The sequence below is a fragment of the Spiroplasma endosymbiont of Colias croceus genome (assembly GCF_964020095.1).
Lineage (GTDB): Bacteria > Bacillota_I > Bacilli_A > Mycoplasmatales > VBWQ01 > Spiroplasma_E.
Genome location: NZ_OZ026536.1, coordinates 1,193,205 through 1,209,729, shown reverse-complemented (window position 1 = coordinate 1,209,729; position 16,525 = coordinate 1,193,205). Strand labels below are relative to the sequence as shown.

At 22.9% G+C, this 16,525-nt stretch carries 15 protein-coding genes and 2 pseudogenes; 5 read left to right on the top strand and 12 right to left on the bottom strand.

The genetic code is table 4. From position 1 onward, the window contains the following. Window positions 1-251: 251 nt before the first annotated feature. Window positions 252-1,412 (bottom strand): Mbov_0401 family ICE element transposase-like protein, encoded by a 1,161-nt coding sequence (locus tag AACL24_RS07560; RefSeq protein WP_339049335.1) that lies wholly within the window; start codon window positions 1,410-1,412, stop codon window positions 252-254. 63 nt (window positions 1,413-1,475) lie between these two features. Between AACL24_RS07560 and AACL24_RS07555 the strand changes: the two genes are divergently transcribed. The 4 genes from AACL24_RS07555 to AACL24_RS07540 all read left to right on the top strand — a co-directional run bounded on the left by AACL24_RS07555 (window position 1,476) and on the right by AACL24_RS07540 (window position 4,396). Next, window positions 1,476-2,060: a hypothetical protein gene (locus AACL24_RS07555; protein ID WP_339049334.1), complete on the top strand. Its 585-nt coding sequence runs from the start codon at window positions 1,476-1,478 to the stop codon at window positions 2,058-2,060. Between the two features lie 39 nt (window positions 2,061-2,099). After that, window positions 2,100-3,220, top strand: a protein-coding gene (locus AACL24_RS07550) for an IS3 family transposase (RefSeq protein WP_339049333.1) whose coding sequence is annotated in 2 segments (ribosomal slippage) — window positions 2,100-2,343 and window positions 2,343-3,220 — 1,122 coding nt in all. Because the reading frame shifts where the segments join, the coding sequence is not laid out codon by codon here. Between the two features lie 263 nt (window positions 3,221-3,483). Then, window positions 3,484-3,759 carry a hypothetical protein gene (locus tag AACL24_RS07545; RefSeq protein ID WP_339049332.1) on the top strand — a complete coding sequence of 92 codons (276 nt, stop codon included), beginning with the start codon at window positions 3,484-3,486 and terminating at the stop codon, window positions 3,757-3,759. Window positions 3,760-3,772: 13 nt separating this feature from the next. Further along, window positions 3,773-4,396 (top strand): hypothetical protein, encoded by a 624-nt coding sequence (locus AACL24_RS07540; RefSeq protein ID WP_339049331.1) that lies wholly within the window; start codon window positions 3,773-3,775, stop codon window positions 4,394-4,396. 250 nt (window positions 4,397-4,646) lie between these two features. On the opposite strand, the gene AACL24_RS07535 is transcribed toward AACL24_RS07540, so the two are convergent. From AACL24_RS07535 to AACL24_RS07490, 10 genes and pseudogenes are all read right to left on the bottom strand, one after another. After that, on the bottom strand, window positions 4,647-5,885 hold the full coding sequence (locus tag AACL24_RS07535) for an IS256 family transposase (protein WP_339049369.1): 1,239 nt from the start codon (window positions 5,883-5,885) through the stop codon (window positions 4,647-4,649). 90 nt (window positions 5,886-5,975) lie between these two features. After that, window positions 5,976-6,968 (bottom strand): annotated as a pseudogene (locus AACL24_RS07530) (IS256 family transposase); the annotation flags it as partial. 935 nt (window positions 6,969-7,903) lie between these two features. Further along, window positions 7,904-8,311 (bottom strand): transposase family protein, encoded by a 408-nt coding sequence (locus tag AACL24_RS07525; RefSeq protein ID WP_339045908.1) that lies wholly within the window; start codon window positions 8,309-8,311, stop codon window positions 7,904-7,906. A gap of 23 nt (window positions 8,312-8,334) precedes the next feature. Beyond that, window positions 8,335-8,757, bottom strand: coding sequence for a transposase family protein (locus AACL24_RS07520; protein WP_339045912.1), 423 nt, complete (start codon window positions 8,755-8,757; stop codon window positions 8,335-8,337). An 83-nt stretch (window positions 8,758-8,840) separates the two neighbouring features. Beyond that, window positions 8,841-9,101, bottom strand: coding sequence for a hypothetical protein (locus AACL24_RS07515; RefSeq protein ID WP_339049329.1), 261 nt, complete (start codon window positions 9,099-9,101; stop codon window positions 8,841-8,843). 196 nt (window positions 9,102-9,297) lie between these two features. After that, entirely contained in the window at window positions 9,298-9,705 is a 408-nt protein-coding gene (locus tag AACL24_RS07510) for a transposase family protein (protein ID WP_339045908.1), read from the bottom strand. Window positions 9,706-9,728: 23 nt separating this feature from the next. Beyond that, window positions 9,729-10,151, bottom strand: a complete 423-nt coding sequence (locus tag AACL24_RS07505; RefSeq protein WP_339045912.1) for a transposase family protein — start codon at window positions 10,149-10,151, stop codon at window positions 9,729-9,731. 87 nt (window positions 10,152-10,238) lie between these two features. After that, complete coding sequence (locus AACL24_RS07500; RefSeq protein WP_339049328.1) at window positions 10,239-12,764, bottom strand: hypothetical protein; 2,526 nt, start codon at window positions 12,762-12,764, stop codon at window positions 10,239-10,241. Next, a complete protein-coding gene (locus AACL24_RS07495; protein ID WP_339049190.1) occupies window positions 12,676-14,061 on the bottom strand; it encodes a hypothetical protein in 1,386 nt (461 codons plus the stop codon). The genes AACL24_RS07500 and AACL24_RS07495 overlap by 89 nt, the downstream gene beginning before the upstream one ends. A gap of 1 nt (window position 14,062) precedes the next feature. After that, entirely contained in the window at window positions 14,063-14,221 is a 159-nt protein-coding gene (locus tag AACL24_RS07490; RefSeq protein WP_339049327.1) for a hypothetical protein, read from the bottom strand. 137 nt (window positions 14,222-14,358) lie between these two features. Between AACL24_RS07490 and AACL24_RS07485 the strand changes: the two genes are divergently transcribed. Continuing rightward, window positions 14,359-15,479, top strand: a protein-coding gene (locus AACL24_RS07485; protein WP_339047313.1) for an IS3 family transposase whose coding sequence is annotated in 2 segments (ribosomal slippage) — window positions 14,359-14,602 and window positions 14,602-15,479 — 1,122 coding nt in all. Because the reading frame shifts where the segments join, the coding sequence is not laid out codon by codon here. A gap of 248 nt (window positions 15,480-15,727) precedes the next feature. Here the strand turns inward: AACL24_RS07485 and AACL24_RS07480 are convergent. Then, a pseudogene (locus tag AACL24_RS07480) lies at window positions 15,728-16,450 on the bottom strand (IS256 family transposase); the annotation flags it as partial. Window positions 16,451-16,525 lie beyond the last annotated feature (75 nt).

Below are 16,525 nucleotides of genomic sequence, written 5' to 3'. Positions count from 1 at the left end.
TAAGTTTTTATTTAAACTTATAATATTTTTGGGAGCATACTGATGTTGTCAATAATATTCAAATTTGTCTTAAAATTATAAAGTTAGACGAGAATAATTTTGACTTCAATATGCAATTGTATGTTAATCTTAACACTTGTAAAATATTAGTCAACAATAATACTTACTTTTATAACTCAAAAATTCTTATTAGCGTTTACTTTAATAAGTTTTATTTTATTTTTAGTTATTTTTAAATTTAAGTTTTTATTTTATAATAACTGAATGGCGGTATTTATTTGATAGCATTTAAAATTAACCATTTTTGTATACATATCAATATTATAGGTTCTATCACCAATCATATGCTTTAAAATTTGTTTAATATTAGTTTCAGTAAAGCAACCAATATTTTCAACTAATGCTTGGTTTAATACGCCATCTTTTGCATTAATAAAATAACCAACTTTTATTTTTTTATATTGTAAAGTTAGTGATTGTAAAAAATCAATTAATTCATAATATTGACCTTTGGAAAATAAATTTATTGCATTTTCATAATGTAATTTAGCAATTTTATTTTTTCTTCTTCCGGCCATTATACCAAGAAATAAAACATGAAAAGCATGGAATTTATCTAAAATAAATTTAGCATTTAAAATTGTAGCAGTTTTTCTAATTCATTTTGCACTATCTCCACAAACTATTAAATTTGCTTGGTCAAAGTTTTCAAAATATAAATTACCATATTTTTCAATTAATTTAACTGTTTTTTCTGCACCAATTTCTGTTTTTGATACTCTTATTTTACATACAGCTCTTTTATTAATTAATTTTCCATTTTTCTTTTTACCAGTACAAAATACTAATAATCTCATAGAACATTTTTTACAATTTTTAGTATTATGCTTTTCATTAAACTTAAATTTTCTATGACCATCATCAATATTTATATATAAAGTTTGATTTGGTTGCAATACTATTTTAGGGATATTAATTTTTGGTAATTGAAATTTTTGATATGTTCTACAAACTGTACTATTACTTATTAAACCTTCAATAAAAGTATCACAAACATCACGATATTTTTTACCATCAGCAAAATATTTTAAAATTTGTTTAATAACATTTGGTGCAAGTTTGCTATATTTTTTAACACCAAGATAGTTATCTAATAAAGATACGTATTCAGTTTTTTGTTTTTCTATGTTATAATATGTACAAATACGTCGTTTATAATTTAATAAGCCTTTTTTTGATTTTAATTTTCGTTTTCTGAATCTATATGATTTATATACAGATTTATCACATTCATTTCATAGTTGTTCATCTATTTTTGCAAATAATTCTTCTGTTTGTTTTAAACTTAATTCATCTTGATTAAAATCGTGTTTGTCTCAATCAAAAAGATTAGGGAATGGTAATTTTAACATTTTTAATGTTCCTTTCTTTTAAATAATTTAATTTTAACTTATATATGTTAATAAGGAGTAAATATGGCTTTTATTAGTAGTTATGCACAACTAAATAAAAAATATAATCTTAATTTTAGTGATAATAATTATGGTTTTAGTTGAGATATTTTTAAACAATTTGTTGGTGATGAATGAGCAGAATTTTTCACTACTAATTGTTTTTATCGTTTTGTACCAACTGCACGTGGAACAAGAAAAACTTGAAACTGCTTAGCATTTGATTTATTTATATGTTGTAATTTTAGTGATAGTAGTGTTCAAGAAGTAAGACGATATGAAAATACTCATAGTGAAACTACAATTGGTGCTTTAATGAATGTTTGTCAAGTTTTATTAGATACATATAATATTAATTTATTACCTAATAATCCACATGGTATTAAATGAAAAATTACTAAGGACGGTGGATGTATTATTTTTCCTAGTAATCAACAAATTGACTTTATTGGGTATGCTAATGGTAATAAGATTTTTGGAAAAGAAGCCGGTGGGTCAAGTTTTTTAGGTTCAAGAACAGATGAAATTATTATGGCAGAAGAAAAAGAAACATTAACAGAAAAGCAATTAACTGGATGGGTTACAATTTATTGGACACTAATTACGTAGACAAGTAAACAAATTTATTAAAAGAAAGGAACTATAATTATGGCCAATATTAACTCATATACCGATGAATTTAAAAAACAAATAGTAGCTTTATATCAAAGTGGCAAATCAGTATCTTGCCTTGCTAAAGAATATAATGTTACAAGAGCAGCTACTTACAATTGAATTAAGCAATTTAGTAATTCAGGAAGTTTTAAAACTAAAGATAATCGTTCTTTTGAAGAAAATGAATTAATTAAATTAAGAAAAGAATTAAAGCAATTACGAATGGAAAATGATATTTTAAAGCAAGCAGCACTAATAATAGGCAGAAAATAGAAATTATTGTCAAAAATAAAGCTAAATATAAAATTCGCACAATGTGTCGTTTTTTAAAAATATCTAAATCAACATATTATTTTAATTTAAAGAAAAAAGAAAATAAAATCAAAAATAATATTTATGATGAAGCTGTTATTAGTGCTTTTAAAGAAAATAAAGAAGTTTATGGTACTAGAAGATTAAAAAAAATTCTAGAAAACCAAGAAATTTATTTATCGCGCAGAAAAATTAAAAAAATTATGAATGAACATAATTTAATATCAAAATATACTAAATTATCATTCAAAAATCATAATAACAAAGTTAACGATAGTCAAATAACTAATCTTGTTAATAGAAAATTTAAGAATAGGATTAAAAATGAAGTTATTGTTAGTGATTTAACTTATGTACAAGTTAATGGTAGGTGAAACTATATTTGCCTATTAATAGACCTATTTAACCGCGAAATTATCGGACATAGTGTTGGAGTTAAAAAAGATGCATCATTAGTACATCAAGCATTTATGCAATCAAATCGCTGTTTAAAAGATATTCAAATATTTCATAGTGATCGCGGTAATGAATTTAACAATAAAATTATTGATAAACTTTTACTAGCATTCAACATTAACCGTTCTTTAAGTAAAAAAGGTTGTCCTTATGATAATGCTTTTGCTGAAGCAACTTTAAAAACTTTTAAAACAGAATTTATTAATGATAAAAATTTTACATCATTAATCCAATTAAAATTAGAATTATTTGATTACATCAATTGATATAACAATATAAGAATTCACAGCACTTTAAACTACTTAACTCCAGTTAAATATCAACAACAAATGTTTACCAAAAAATAGTCCTAAAAAGTGTTGCCATTCCATAACATATCGATATGAACGATTACAAAATTCTATGTTTAGAAGTAATCGTATTAAAGTATCAAAAGAACCTATTAAAGAATGAAGTTGAACGTTTATTGATAAAAATATATATAGTCCTAATTTTGGAAAAAAGATTACTCGCTATTTTTATAAAAGTTTCTTTATTACTTTTACATGTAATCCTTATGATAAATATCATCCATTTTATTACGCCATTTTTACCATTAAATGATAAAGTGATGGAAAATCTTAAAAAAGTTGGCAAAATTTATTATGAAAATCAAGATATGTTTAGTGGTTTAGGTTTATTTGTTTTAAGATTTACTATTCAACCATTTTGAAATAAATTACCAGATATTCAAAAAAGAACATTATTAGAAATGAAAAAAAGTAATCCTGATGAATTTAATACTGTTTTTTATGGTTTTGAATTTTTAGATAGTGATGCAACAATTTTTCCATTTCAAAAAAACAGTAAAATATTGACAACCATATGATTTAAAACAATTTTATAATCAAGAAAAAGAAATGTATAAATTTGATTTTTATAGTGTTGGTATTGATTGAGCTACGGGACCAAAAGACCATACTGTATTTATGGTAGTTGGTTTTAAAGAGTATAATAATACTGGTTATTATGACCCTTATGTTATTTGTGAATTAATAGTTACTCCAAATGATTTTATTAATGAAAATGAAAAAATTAATGCTTATGTTAATGAAATTTTAGGATTAATGGATAATTTTGAAAATTTTGAACAAGCAATTTATCTTTATGATGATAAAGCAAGAACAGCAATGGATTGATTAAATCAAAAATTAATTGATGAACATAATACTATTTTAATAACACAAACTGCAATTAAACATGCTTCTAATTTAAATCAAGAAGCAGGATTAACTAATAGAGTAGTTTGAATGAGAAATATTATGAGTTATGGAAACTTTTATGCAAATAAAGATGATTTACCAAAAACTACTCAATGTTTAGAAGAATTACGTTATGATGAAACAAAAACTAACATTCCTGACAAAAATATGTATCAAAACCCTTATGATGCGTTGTTTTATGCCTTGTATCCATATAAAAATGTCATTAGGGGTAAAAATAATGCTAGTGTGAAAAAAAGCATCTTCACATTTGCTATATAATAAACAAGTTGAATATCATTAATATTATTGGTCTCACAAAATAAAGCCTTTAATTTAGGCGTTATTTTGCATTTAAAAGCATACTTGTAAAAATAATCAAAAATAGTACAATTTATAAGTAAAATCAAGGAAAAAAGGAGTAATTAAATATGAGTGAACAAAATACAGAATTACATTACGCTAAAAACATAGCAAAACAAAGAAAAACAGAGGCTTTTATGTAATCTGTGTATCTTTGTTTTACAAAGTACTAGTTTAGATTAATTCTATCTTCAAATTTTATCATAAAATGAGCAATTGCTGTATTTCAATTTTGAATGGGCATTGTTCATTTTTTTGTTATATTTTCAATTGCTAAATAAAATATTTTAAAAACTGCCATATCATTAGGAAAAACTTTTTTATTTCTGATAACTTTTCGTAATTGACTATTTACAGATTCAATAGCATTTGTTGTATAAATAACTCTTTTGATTTCTGTAGGATAATTAATAAAAACCATTAAATTATCTCAATTTTTATATCAAGATTTAGCAATTTGAGGATATTGTTTATTTCACTTATTTTCAAAGGATTCTAAAGCCTGCATTGCTTGTTCTTCACTACATGCAGTATAAATTGGTTTTAAATCTGCAACTAGAGATTTTCTATGCTTATATGAGACATATTTCAAACTATTTCTAATTTGATGAACTATGCATAATTGATGTTCTGTTTTAAGATAAACTGATTGTATTGCTTCTGACATGCCTGTTAAATTATCACTACAAGCAATCAGAATATCATTTAAGCCACGATTTTTCATTTCTGTTAAATTTGCTAATCAAAATTTAGCACCTTCATTTTCACTAATTCATAAACCTAAAACATCTTTTTTACCTTCTAAATCAACTCCTAAAGCTATATAAACTGATTTATTAATAATCCTTTTATCTTGTCGTACTTTCACTACTATGCAATCAAAATAAACAATCGGATAGACACTTTCTAATGGTCGATTTTGCCATGCTTTTACATCATCAATAACATCATCAGTAATTTGACTAATAACACTTTCACTAATATCAGCACCATGATATAACTCTTGTAATTGCATTCTAATATCTGATAATGTCATACCTTTTGCATATAAAGAAAGAACTTGTTGATCAAAACCATCAAATCTTCTTTGTCTTTTTGCAACTATTATAGGATTAAAATTACTATTGCGATCTCGTGGTACATCAATCTCAATTTTACCTTGTTGAGTTATTATTTTTTTTGAACTTATACCATTACGAGCATTGTCACTATTACTATGTTGATTCTTTTCATATCCCAAATAATTTTGCATCTCAGAATTCAACATTTTTTCTACTAATCTTTTTGTTAATTCTTTATACAATCCTCCCTCTTTAAAAACTGTTGTTAAATCTTCAGTATTTTCTAATAATAAATCTACTGCTTTTGATATTGGATCATTATTATTAATATTTTGCTTTTTAGCCATCTGTAACTCACTCTTTCTAGTCATTTAATTATATTTACTAGAATTAATTAAACATAGTTATTTTTGTAAGTTACACAGATTACTAAACATTACCATTAAATTATCTCAATTTTTATATCAAGATTTAGAAATTTGAGGATATTGTTTATTTCACTTATTTTCAAAGGATTCTAAAGCCTGCATTGCTTGTTCTTCACTACATGCAGTATAAATTGGTTTTAAATCTGCAACTAGAGATTTTCTATGCTTATATGAGACATATTTCAAACTATTTCTAATTTGATGAACTATGCATAATTGATGTTCTGTTTTAAGATAAACTGATTGTATTGCTTCTGACATGCCTGTTAAATTATCACTGCAGGCAATAAGAATATCATTTAAGCCACGATTTTTCATTTCTGTTAAATTTGCTAATCAAAATTTAGCACGTTCATTTTCACTAATTCATAAACCTAAAACATCTTTTTTACCTTCTAAATCAACTCCTAAAGCTATATAAACTGATTTATTAATAATCCTTTTATCTTGTCGTACTTTCACTACTATGCAATCAAAATAAACAATCGGATAGACACTTTCTAATGGTCGATTTTGCCATGCTTTTACATCATCAATAACATCATCAGTAATTTGACTAATAACACTTTCACTAATATCAGCACCATGATATAACTCTTGTAATTGCATTCTAATATCTGATAATGTCATATCTTTTGCATATAAAGAAAGAACTTGTTGATCAAAACCATCAAATCTTCTTTGTCTTTTTGCAACTATTATAGGATTAAAATTACTATTGCGATCTCGTGGTACATCAATCTCAATTTTACCTTGTTGAGTTATTATTTTTTTTGAACTTATACCATTACGAGCATTGTCACTATTACTATGTTGATTCTTATCATATCCTAAATAATTTTGCATCTCAGAATTCAACATTTTTTCTACTAATCTTTTTGTTAATTCTTTATACAATCCTCCCTCTTTAAAAACTGTTGTTAAATCTTCAGTATTTTCTAATAATAAATCTACTGCTTTTGATATTGGATCATTATTATTAATATTTTGCTTTTTAGCCATCTGTAACTCACTCTTTCTAGTCATTTAATTATATTTACTAGAATTAATTAAACATAGTTATTTTTGTAAGTTACACAGATTACTAAACATTACCGATGAATTTCATGTCTTCTTTTTTTTAATTAGATAAATATAAAAAAAGTTACCAATTAAGGTAACTTTTTAATTAGGTGCCAACTTAATTATTTAGAACTAATATAAATTTGAGAACTTTTTACTTCATATACTTACAAAAGTAAGTACTTTAATTATACATTATTTAAGATTGTGAGGAAATATTATTTTCAAACAGTGAATGCTGCAATTAAAAGAGCAACAGTTATCATTAAGACCACTATAGATATTACAGTAATAGAAATTAAAAAGTACTTATTATTATAAAGTTTACTAGTAAACTTTTCTTTTTCTATTTCATGAGTTATAACATTTTTTTTGTATCCATAATTTACTCCTTGAATATTTTAGTTAACTTAATAATATAATAACATAATTATCTTGAATTTAGTACTATTTTATATATATATTTGCTTTAATACTATTAATATATATGCTAGCGTATGCTTTATCATCTTCACCAATTTTACCTGTAATATATCACATATCTTCAATTTTACCTATTGTTGTTTGTAAATAAAAATTTCATTTAAGATAGTTATTAACTATACAAAAACCTAATAATTGATTATTTTCATATTTTATATTTCAACCACCAACATTACCATTATCATTTATAGGACATATTCCGTAATTAAATTTAATTAATTGTCAATAAAATTGTTTTAAAACTATTTAGTTTTATTGAATATAGAAATAAATATTTTTTGAAAAAATAGTTTAAAAAATGAGTTTACATTTTAAACAAAAAATTGTTAATAATATTTTTATATTAACTCGATAAAAATTTAAATTTTAAAAAAATATTTTTAATATTTTTTTTATTTTAATGGTTTTATTTTATTAAAAATTTCACAAAGTAAGTTAAATCTTAAGTACATAAGTCTAAATTTAGATTTTCTACATTTATTTACTAAAATTTTGAATCTTTTCAATCAAGCAAAGACATGTTCAACTTTAATTCTAATTTTAGATACAATCTTATTGTATTTTCTTTCTTGTTTAGTTAATTTTTTATTTTTAGTTCTTTTAATTGGTATTATTGTATTTTTATAAATATTTTGTATACCTTGATATCCTAAATCACCAATAATTATTGTTTTTTCTGAAAATTCAAGATTTGAATTTTTTAATATTTGAAAATCATGCACTTTACCATTATCAGCAAAAATATCAACAATTTTTTTATTAAAAAAATCATATACAATTTGAAATTTTATAGAATACATTCAACTTTTACCAGAAAAATATTCTAACTGTAGTTTTTTTTAGTTGGTCTTTCAATTTCAATCTCAGTTGAATCAATTAAATAAAATTGAAATTCATTTGAATTTTCTTGTTTTTTATCAATTTTTAATTTATATCTTTCTTTTAAAAATTGGTAATCTTTGTGGTTACTAAGTTTATTTTCTACTCAAGTAATATTTCGAAAACAACTTGATGGGCTCATTTTAGATTTAATACTCATTTGAAAAAAAGTATAATATTCTTTTCAGTATAATAAAGTCATCATTAATCTTTCTTCTACTGAAAGTTTATTTTTTCGACCTTTATTTTTTTCTAATTTTTCTATTTCAATTAATTTTTCTAACATTTCATTAAAATGAAAACGTTTTATACCAAAATATCTATAAAATTCTTCATTTTTTAATTTTTTTAAATTTTCAAAAATCATTTTTATCAACACTTTTCTAAATTTATTGTTAATAACAAAATTATAAAATAAATTTTAAAATTATTAATTGACTTTTAAAAAATTTAATTACGGAATATGTCTATAGTAAAATTATAACTATTTAAATGGTAATCAGTATCAGTTCTTCCGTAAATATATGATATTCCACTTTCTCTTTCAAGTTGTATAGTAGTTCCTTGTTTATTATGATTTCAGTGATAAATATGATTTCCATTACGTGGTGCTATATCTCTAAAAATTAAATCTTTTAATTGAATTTCTTTAAAACCAACATCTTTTTTTGGGTTTAAAAAATTTTCTTCTATGGAAAAATCAGTGGACATATTCCGTAATTAAATTTAATTAATTGTCAATAAAATTGTTTTAAAACTATTTAGTGTTATTGAATATAGAAATAAATATTTTTTGAAAAAATAGTTTAAAAAATGAGTTTACATTTTAAACAAAAAATTGTTAATAATATTTTTATATTAACTCGATAAAAATTTAAATTTTAAAAAAATATTTTTAATATTTTTTTTATTTTAATGGTTTTATTTTATTAAAAATTTCACAAAGTAAGTTAAATCTTAAGTACATAAGTCTAAATTTAGATTTTCTACATTTATTTACTAAAATTTTGAATCTTTTCAATCAAGCAAAGACATGTTCAACTTTAATTCTAATTTTAGATACAATCTTATTGTATTTTCTTTCTTGTTTAGTTAATTTTTTATTTTTAGTTCTTTTAATTGGTATTATTGTATTTTTATAAATATTTTGTATACCTTGATATCCTAAATCACCAATAATTATTGTTTTTTCTGAAAATTCAAGATTTGAATTTTTTAATATTTGAAAATCATGCACTTTACCATTATCAGCAAAAATATCAACAATTTTTTTATTAAAAAAATCATATACAATTTGAAATTTTATAGAATACATTCAACTTTTACCAGAAAAATATTCTAACTGTAGTTTTTTTTAGTTGGTCTTTCAATTTCAATCTCAGTTGAATCAATTAAATAAAATTGAAATTCATTTGAATTTTCTTGTTTTTTATCAATTTTTAATTTATATCTTTCTTTTAAAAATTGGTAATCTTTGTGGTTACTAAGTTTATTTTCTACTCAAGTAATATTTCGAAAACAACTTGATGGGCTCATTTTAGATTTAATACTCATTTGAAAAAAAGTATAATATTCTTTTCAGTATAATAAAGTCATCATTAATCTTTCTTCTACTGAAAGTTTATTTTTTCGACCTTTATTTTTTTCTAATTTTTCTATTTCAATTAATTTTTCTAACATTTCATTAAAATGAAAACGTTTTATACCAAAATATCTATAAAATTCTTCATTTTTTAATTTTTTTAAATTTTCAAAAATCATTTTTATCAACACTTTTCTAAATTTATTGTTAATAACAAAATTATAAAATAAATTTTAAAATTATTAATTGACTTTTAAAAAATTTAATTACGGAATATGTCTAGTATATAAAGTTGATGTTATAGTAGGAATTGAATTATTATGAATTTCTTTTTCGGTTTCAATATCATAATCATAATATATTGTTATACTTTTATAATAACGTTGTAAATCATTAAAAGATTTAATTAATAATGTAGGGTCTAATAATGATTTTAAATCAACTTCATAGTTAACTTGTTTACTTTTATTTACTTGTCATCAATTTTCAGTATTATCTTTTACCGGAATTGAACTTGTATCTGTTAAAGGTAAATTATTTGCTATCATTTCAACTTTTAAATCTGGAATAATAATAATAGTTTTTGCTATATTTTGAGGACTTGGAGAAAATATTTTTGCTGGATAACTAAAAGTAGTTTCTTCACTTTCTGAATATTCATCATGATTTAATTTATATAAAGTAGTTCAATTAAAAGCATTACCAGTTAATGCACCCATATTATTATATCTAAACTGTGCAACTGATATTTCATTATAATCACCTTGATAAGTAAAAGGATTATCACTATAAAATGTATGTCTTTCTTCACCTTGATGTAAACTTTGTGTAACAATTGTATCAATAATATAAGCATAATTTGAACCATCAATAACTCCATTTGATGTTGGATTTCATTCACAATTAGTATCTTCATTTGTAAATGGTGAAGTAATATCTAAAAATTCACTATCTTCTGCTAAAATATAAACTTTATTATTTTTCTTTTGTGATAAATCAACTGTACTTATTTGTTCTTTTGTAGTTAATTTTTGTCCATTTTCTGGATTGCATGGATAAACACTAACTCTATCACTTAATTTCATTGTCATAGCAGTTGTTGAAACATTTGCACCTAATAATTTACCAATAGCAAAATCATTATCATTTGTAAATGCATTTAAAGGAATTAAACCACCATTACCAATAATATTTTCTAAATTACTTGTAAAAAATGCACTCATAAAACCATTAAAATATAACATTTTTTTATATTGTTGCATATTTTGAGTAATAACTCATCCAACTGGAACTCCTAAAGTTAAAACATTTAATAATTTACCAACTAATGGTATATCACTTAAAGCAAATGGTAATCATTGTTGACTATCATAAGGCATTTGAATTAAACTACTAAATACAACACTATTAAAATTTAATATTGCTGACATATATTTTTGTGATATTTTACTATAATCAACAGTTGGACTTCCTATAATTAAATGTGTATCTGGGTCTTTATATTTAAAATTATTTGACATATCAACATTATAATTACCCGTTAAATTATTTATATTTCATTCACTATCTCAAAAGAATTTTGCTTCTCCCACTGATGTACCATTACTTAATCTTGCTTTTTCTTTATCAAAAGATAACATACCTTTAAAATCTTTTGTTACAAATAAATTTGCTTGTAAATTTAAACTTGTTGATAATCATTCTTTTCAATCTTTAAAATTTAAAAATCCAGTAGGTTGTGCATTCATAATATTATAAAATGTAGTTTCTGGATGACTACTTGTTGTTATTTTATCATTTATACCAGCAAGTAAACCACCATTATTTTTAATATTAGTTGTAGATTTTTCATTATTACCAGCAATAAATAATCTTCTTGAAGCAAATACTTTACTTTCAAATATTTCTTCATTATTTTGTTGAATAGGTTCTTGACCTTGAATAATAGGTCTTCCATAATAATAACAACTTGATAATAATTCTAAACCATAACTTTGTCTATGAGAATATCTTACTCCTATATCACGCATTAAAGTACGATTTAACGTTACTTTTCCTTGTTGAATAGTAGGGAAAGCATAACCACTACCAGGACTTGCATATTGTAAAAAATCAAGTGTATTTTGACCTGTAGAAACTACTCTATCATTTAAACTACTAAAAGTTAATACTTGCATACTAAATGCACCATTATAAGGACTATAATAATTTGTTACATTTGAAATAAATAATAATTGTCTATCTTGATTTTTACCACTATTACCACCAATATTTTCATTTTCATCATTAAATACACAAAAAAATTGTAAATAATCATCAATTGTAATATGTTCTTCAAACATTACTAAAGTATATTGTCTTTTAGTTTGTACTGTTTTAAATATTTGATTATTTGGTAAATTACTAAAATCAACACCACTTGTATCATCAATTAAATAAGCATTTCAATAATCACCAATTTTATATTGTTTTGTATAAAATTCATCTTGACCACTAGGTTTATGAGTTATAGGGTCAATTTTACCTTTATTTTTTTGATATATTTTTGTACTATTTTTTCAAATACATACAACTGGAGTAGTACCAGTTAATATTAATTCATATTGTCCAAAATCACTAATTTTACTATTAATAGGTTTATAACCAGTTTCAGTTAAAGGAATTGCTCCATTATTTATAACAAATGGAAATATTTTTCAATAACTACATCTCTTTATTAATTGTTGAGTTTGTTTTAATGCTAGATGTGCTTGTTTCATTAATTGAATTTTCATTGCGTTGCTTATTATCATTTGTATTATCTCCTAAATGTTTATTTAAAAATTTACTTTCTTCAATAATATGTTCTAATTTTTGTTTTGCCATTAATGTATCAATATTTTCATATAAACTAATTGCTTCAATTACTGATAATGTACCATTATTTAATCTACTATTAATTAATTCATCTTGTACTAATTGGTCAACCATAGCAATTGGTATAAATTCAAAACTATAAGGTCTTTCACCTTTACCATTTCAATATACTTTTCCATTTTCATCTTTAGAAGAAGTTACTAACATATCAAACATTCTATATAAATAAGTTGTATAATGTGTTATTTTTACTTCTGTTGTTTGCATATCAAATTTATTATTCATTAATGTTTTAGTTTTATTTTCATAATTAATTCCATTAAATTCATCATAATCATAACCAGCACCATTAAATATTTGTTTTGCTGTACCATTATAATCAAGTCAATATTCACCAAATTTTGGATTACCTTGTACAATATCAACTCCACCATTACCACCTTTTACATAATTTGCAGTAGTAATATTTAAAAATGCGTCTTTAATAATTGATTGAAAATCATCACTTAAATTTAAAGCTTTAAATTTTTCATTATCAATAATTCCATAAAATCTAGTTAAATTTAATATTCTTTCTTTTCTTTTTTGTTTAATAATATGTTGTAAATCTCATATTAAATTTCATACTGGTGCACAATCTGGATATGCATTCATTTGTGTACTATTACCATAAAAATGAATTTGTGGTAAATTTGTAATTTCAACAATTGGTAAATAACCAAATGGATTTTTTAATTCATATTGTTGTTTTAATTGACTTTCTGGTTTAATTTTTGATTTTGTACTACCTAATAAAATTTCTCTATTACCATTAAATATTTCAACTTTTACTTTTGAATTTTCTATTGTTACTCATGTTAAACTACCATTATCACTTTGTTCATTCATAAAAAATAATTCTGCTGATTGTTCTTGTTCATTAAATTTAGCAACACGTGACATAAAACTTGGACTTGGTAAAGTTAAGCTTAATTCACCATTTTTAGTTAACATTCATATTAAAAAACATTTACCTAATAATGAATTTTGAATACCAAATTGATATAATTTTTCATTTCATTTATCTTTATCTTTTAATTTATTTAAAAAATTTAATAAGTCTTTATTTTCACTTTTAAATAATAAACCTTTACCTAATCATAACATTGTACTTTTATTTGCAATAATTCTAGGTATATCTAATTCTCAATTATCTTCATGTATACTAAAATATTCTGTTGGACTATAATTCATATTATCACTCCTTATTATTAATAAAACTATATTGTTTACCAAATTCAAATTTAGTTTTATTAATTAATAATTCATTATTTATTTGTTCAATTAATCATTTCATATCATTCATTAATGCATAACAATCACTATCTCAAGTATCATCATATAAATCTAACATTTTAGGTTCATTATTTGAATTTTCTATTTTAGATTTAGATAATCATTGAATTAAACTATATTGGATGGGTTACAATTTATTGGACACTAATTACGTAGACAAGTAAACAAATTTGTTAAAAGAAAGGAACTATAATTATGGCCAATATTAACTCATATACCGATGAATTTAAAAAACAAATAGTAGCTTTATATCAAAGTGGCAAATCAGTATCTTGCCTTGCTAAAGAATATAATGTTACAAGAGCAGCTACTTACAATTGAATTAAGCAATTTAGTAATTCAGGAAGTTTTAAAACTAAAGATAATCGTTCTTTTGAAGAAAATGAATTAATTAAATTAAGAAAAGAATTAAAGCAATTACGAATGGAAAATGATATTTTAAAGCAAGCAGCACTAATAATAGGCAGAAAATAGAAATTATTGTCAAAAATAAAGCTAAATATAAAATTCGCACAATGTGTCGTTTTTTAAAAATATCTAAATCAACATATTATTTTAATTTAAAGAAAAAAGAAAATAAAATCAAAAATAATATTTATGATGAAGCTGTTATTAGTGCTTTTAAAGAAAATAAAGAAGTTTATGGTACTAGAAGATTAAAAAAAATTCTAGAAAACCAAGAAATTTATTTATCGCGCAGAAAAATTAAAAAAATTATGAATGAATATAATTTAATATCAAAATATACTAAATTATCATTCAAAAATCATAATAACAAAGTTAACGATAGTCAAATAACTAATCTTGTTAATAGAAAATTTAAGAATAGGATTAAAAATGAAGTTATTGTTAGTGATTTAACTTATGTACAAGTTAATGGTAGGTGAAACTATATTTGCCTATTAATAGACCTATTTAACCGCGAAATTATCGGACATAGTGTTGGAGTTAAAAAAGATGCATCATTAGTACATCAAGCATTTATGCAATCAAATCGCTGTTTAAAAGATATTCAAATATTTCATAGTGATCGCGGTAATGAATTTAACAATAAAATTATTGATAAACTTTTACTAGCATTCAACATTAACCGTTCTTTAAGTAAAAAAGGTTGTCCTTATGATAATGCTGTTGCTGAAGCAACTTTTAAAACTTTTAAAACCGAATTTATTAATGATAAAAATTTTACATCATTAATCCAATTAAAATTAGAATTATTTGATTACATCAATTGATATAACAATATAAGAATTCACAGCACTTTAAACTACTTAACTCCAGTTAAATATCAACAACAAATGTTTACCAAAAAATAGTCCTAAAAAGTGTTGCCATTCCATTACTTTATCTAAATATCTTGCAAATATAGCACCTTGTAAAACACTAGGTACACCATAATATCAAGATTGTGCTTTAATAGGGTCTAATACTTTTAATTCTTCTAAGTTATTAATTATATCTTGTGATAAGTTATGTTTATTTAATTTTCAATTTGAATAATGAAATAATTTAAATTTATTTTTGAGGCTTTTATGTAATCTGTGTATCTTTGTTTTACAAAGTACTAGTTTAGATTAATTCTATCTTCAAATTTTATCATAAAATGAGCAATTGCTGTATTTCAATTTTGAATGGGCATTGTTCATTTTTTTGTTATATTTTCAATTGCTAAATAAAATATTTTAAAAACTGCCATATCATTAGGAAAAACTTTTTTATTTCTGATAACTTTTCGTAATTGACTATTTACAGATTCAATAGCATTTGTTGTATAAATAACTCTTTTGATTTCTGTAGGATAACTAATAAAAACCATTAAATTATCTCAATTTTTATATCAAGATTTAGCAATTTGAGGATATTGTTTATTTCACTTATTTTCAAAGGATTCTAAAGCCTGCATTGCTTGTTCTTCACTACATGCAGTATAAATTGGTTTTAAATCTGCAACTAGAGATTTTCTATGCTTATATGAGACATATTTCAAACTATTTCTAATTTGATGAACTATGCATAATTGATGTTCTGTTTTAAGATAAACTGATTGTATTGCTTCTGACATGCCTGTTAAATTATCACTACAAGCAATCAGAATATCATTTAAGCCACGATTTTTCATTTCTGTTAAATTTGCTAATCAAAATTTAGCACCTTCATTTTCACTAATTCATAAACCTAAAACATCTTTTTTACCTTCTAAATCAACTCCTAAAGCTATATAAACTGATTTATTAATAATCCTTTTATCTTGTCGTACTTTCACTACTATGCAATCAAAATAAACAATAGTAATGTTTAGTAATCTGTGTAACTTACAAAAATAACTATGTTTAATTAATTCTAGTAAATATAATTAAATGAC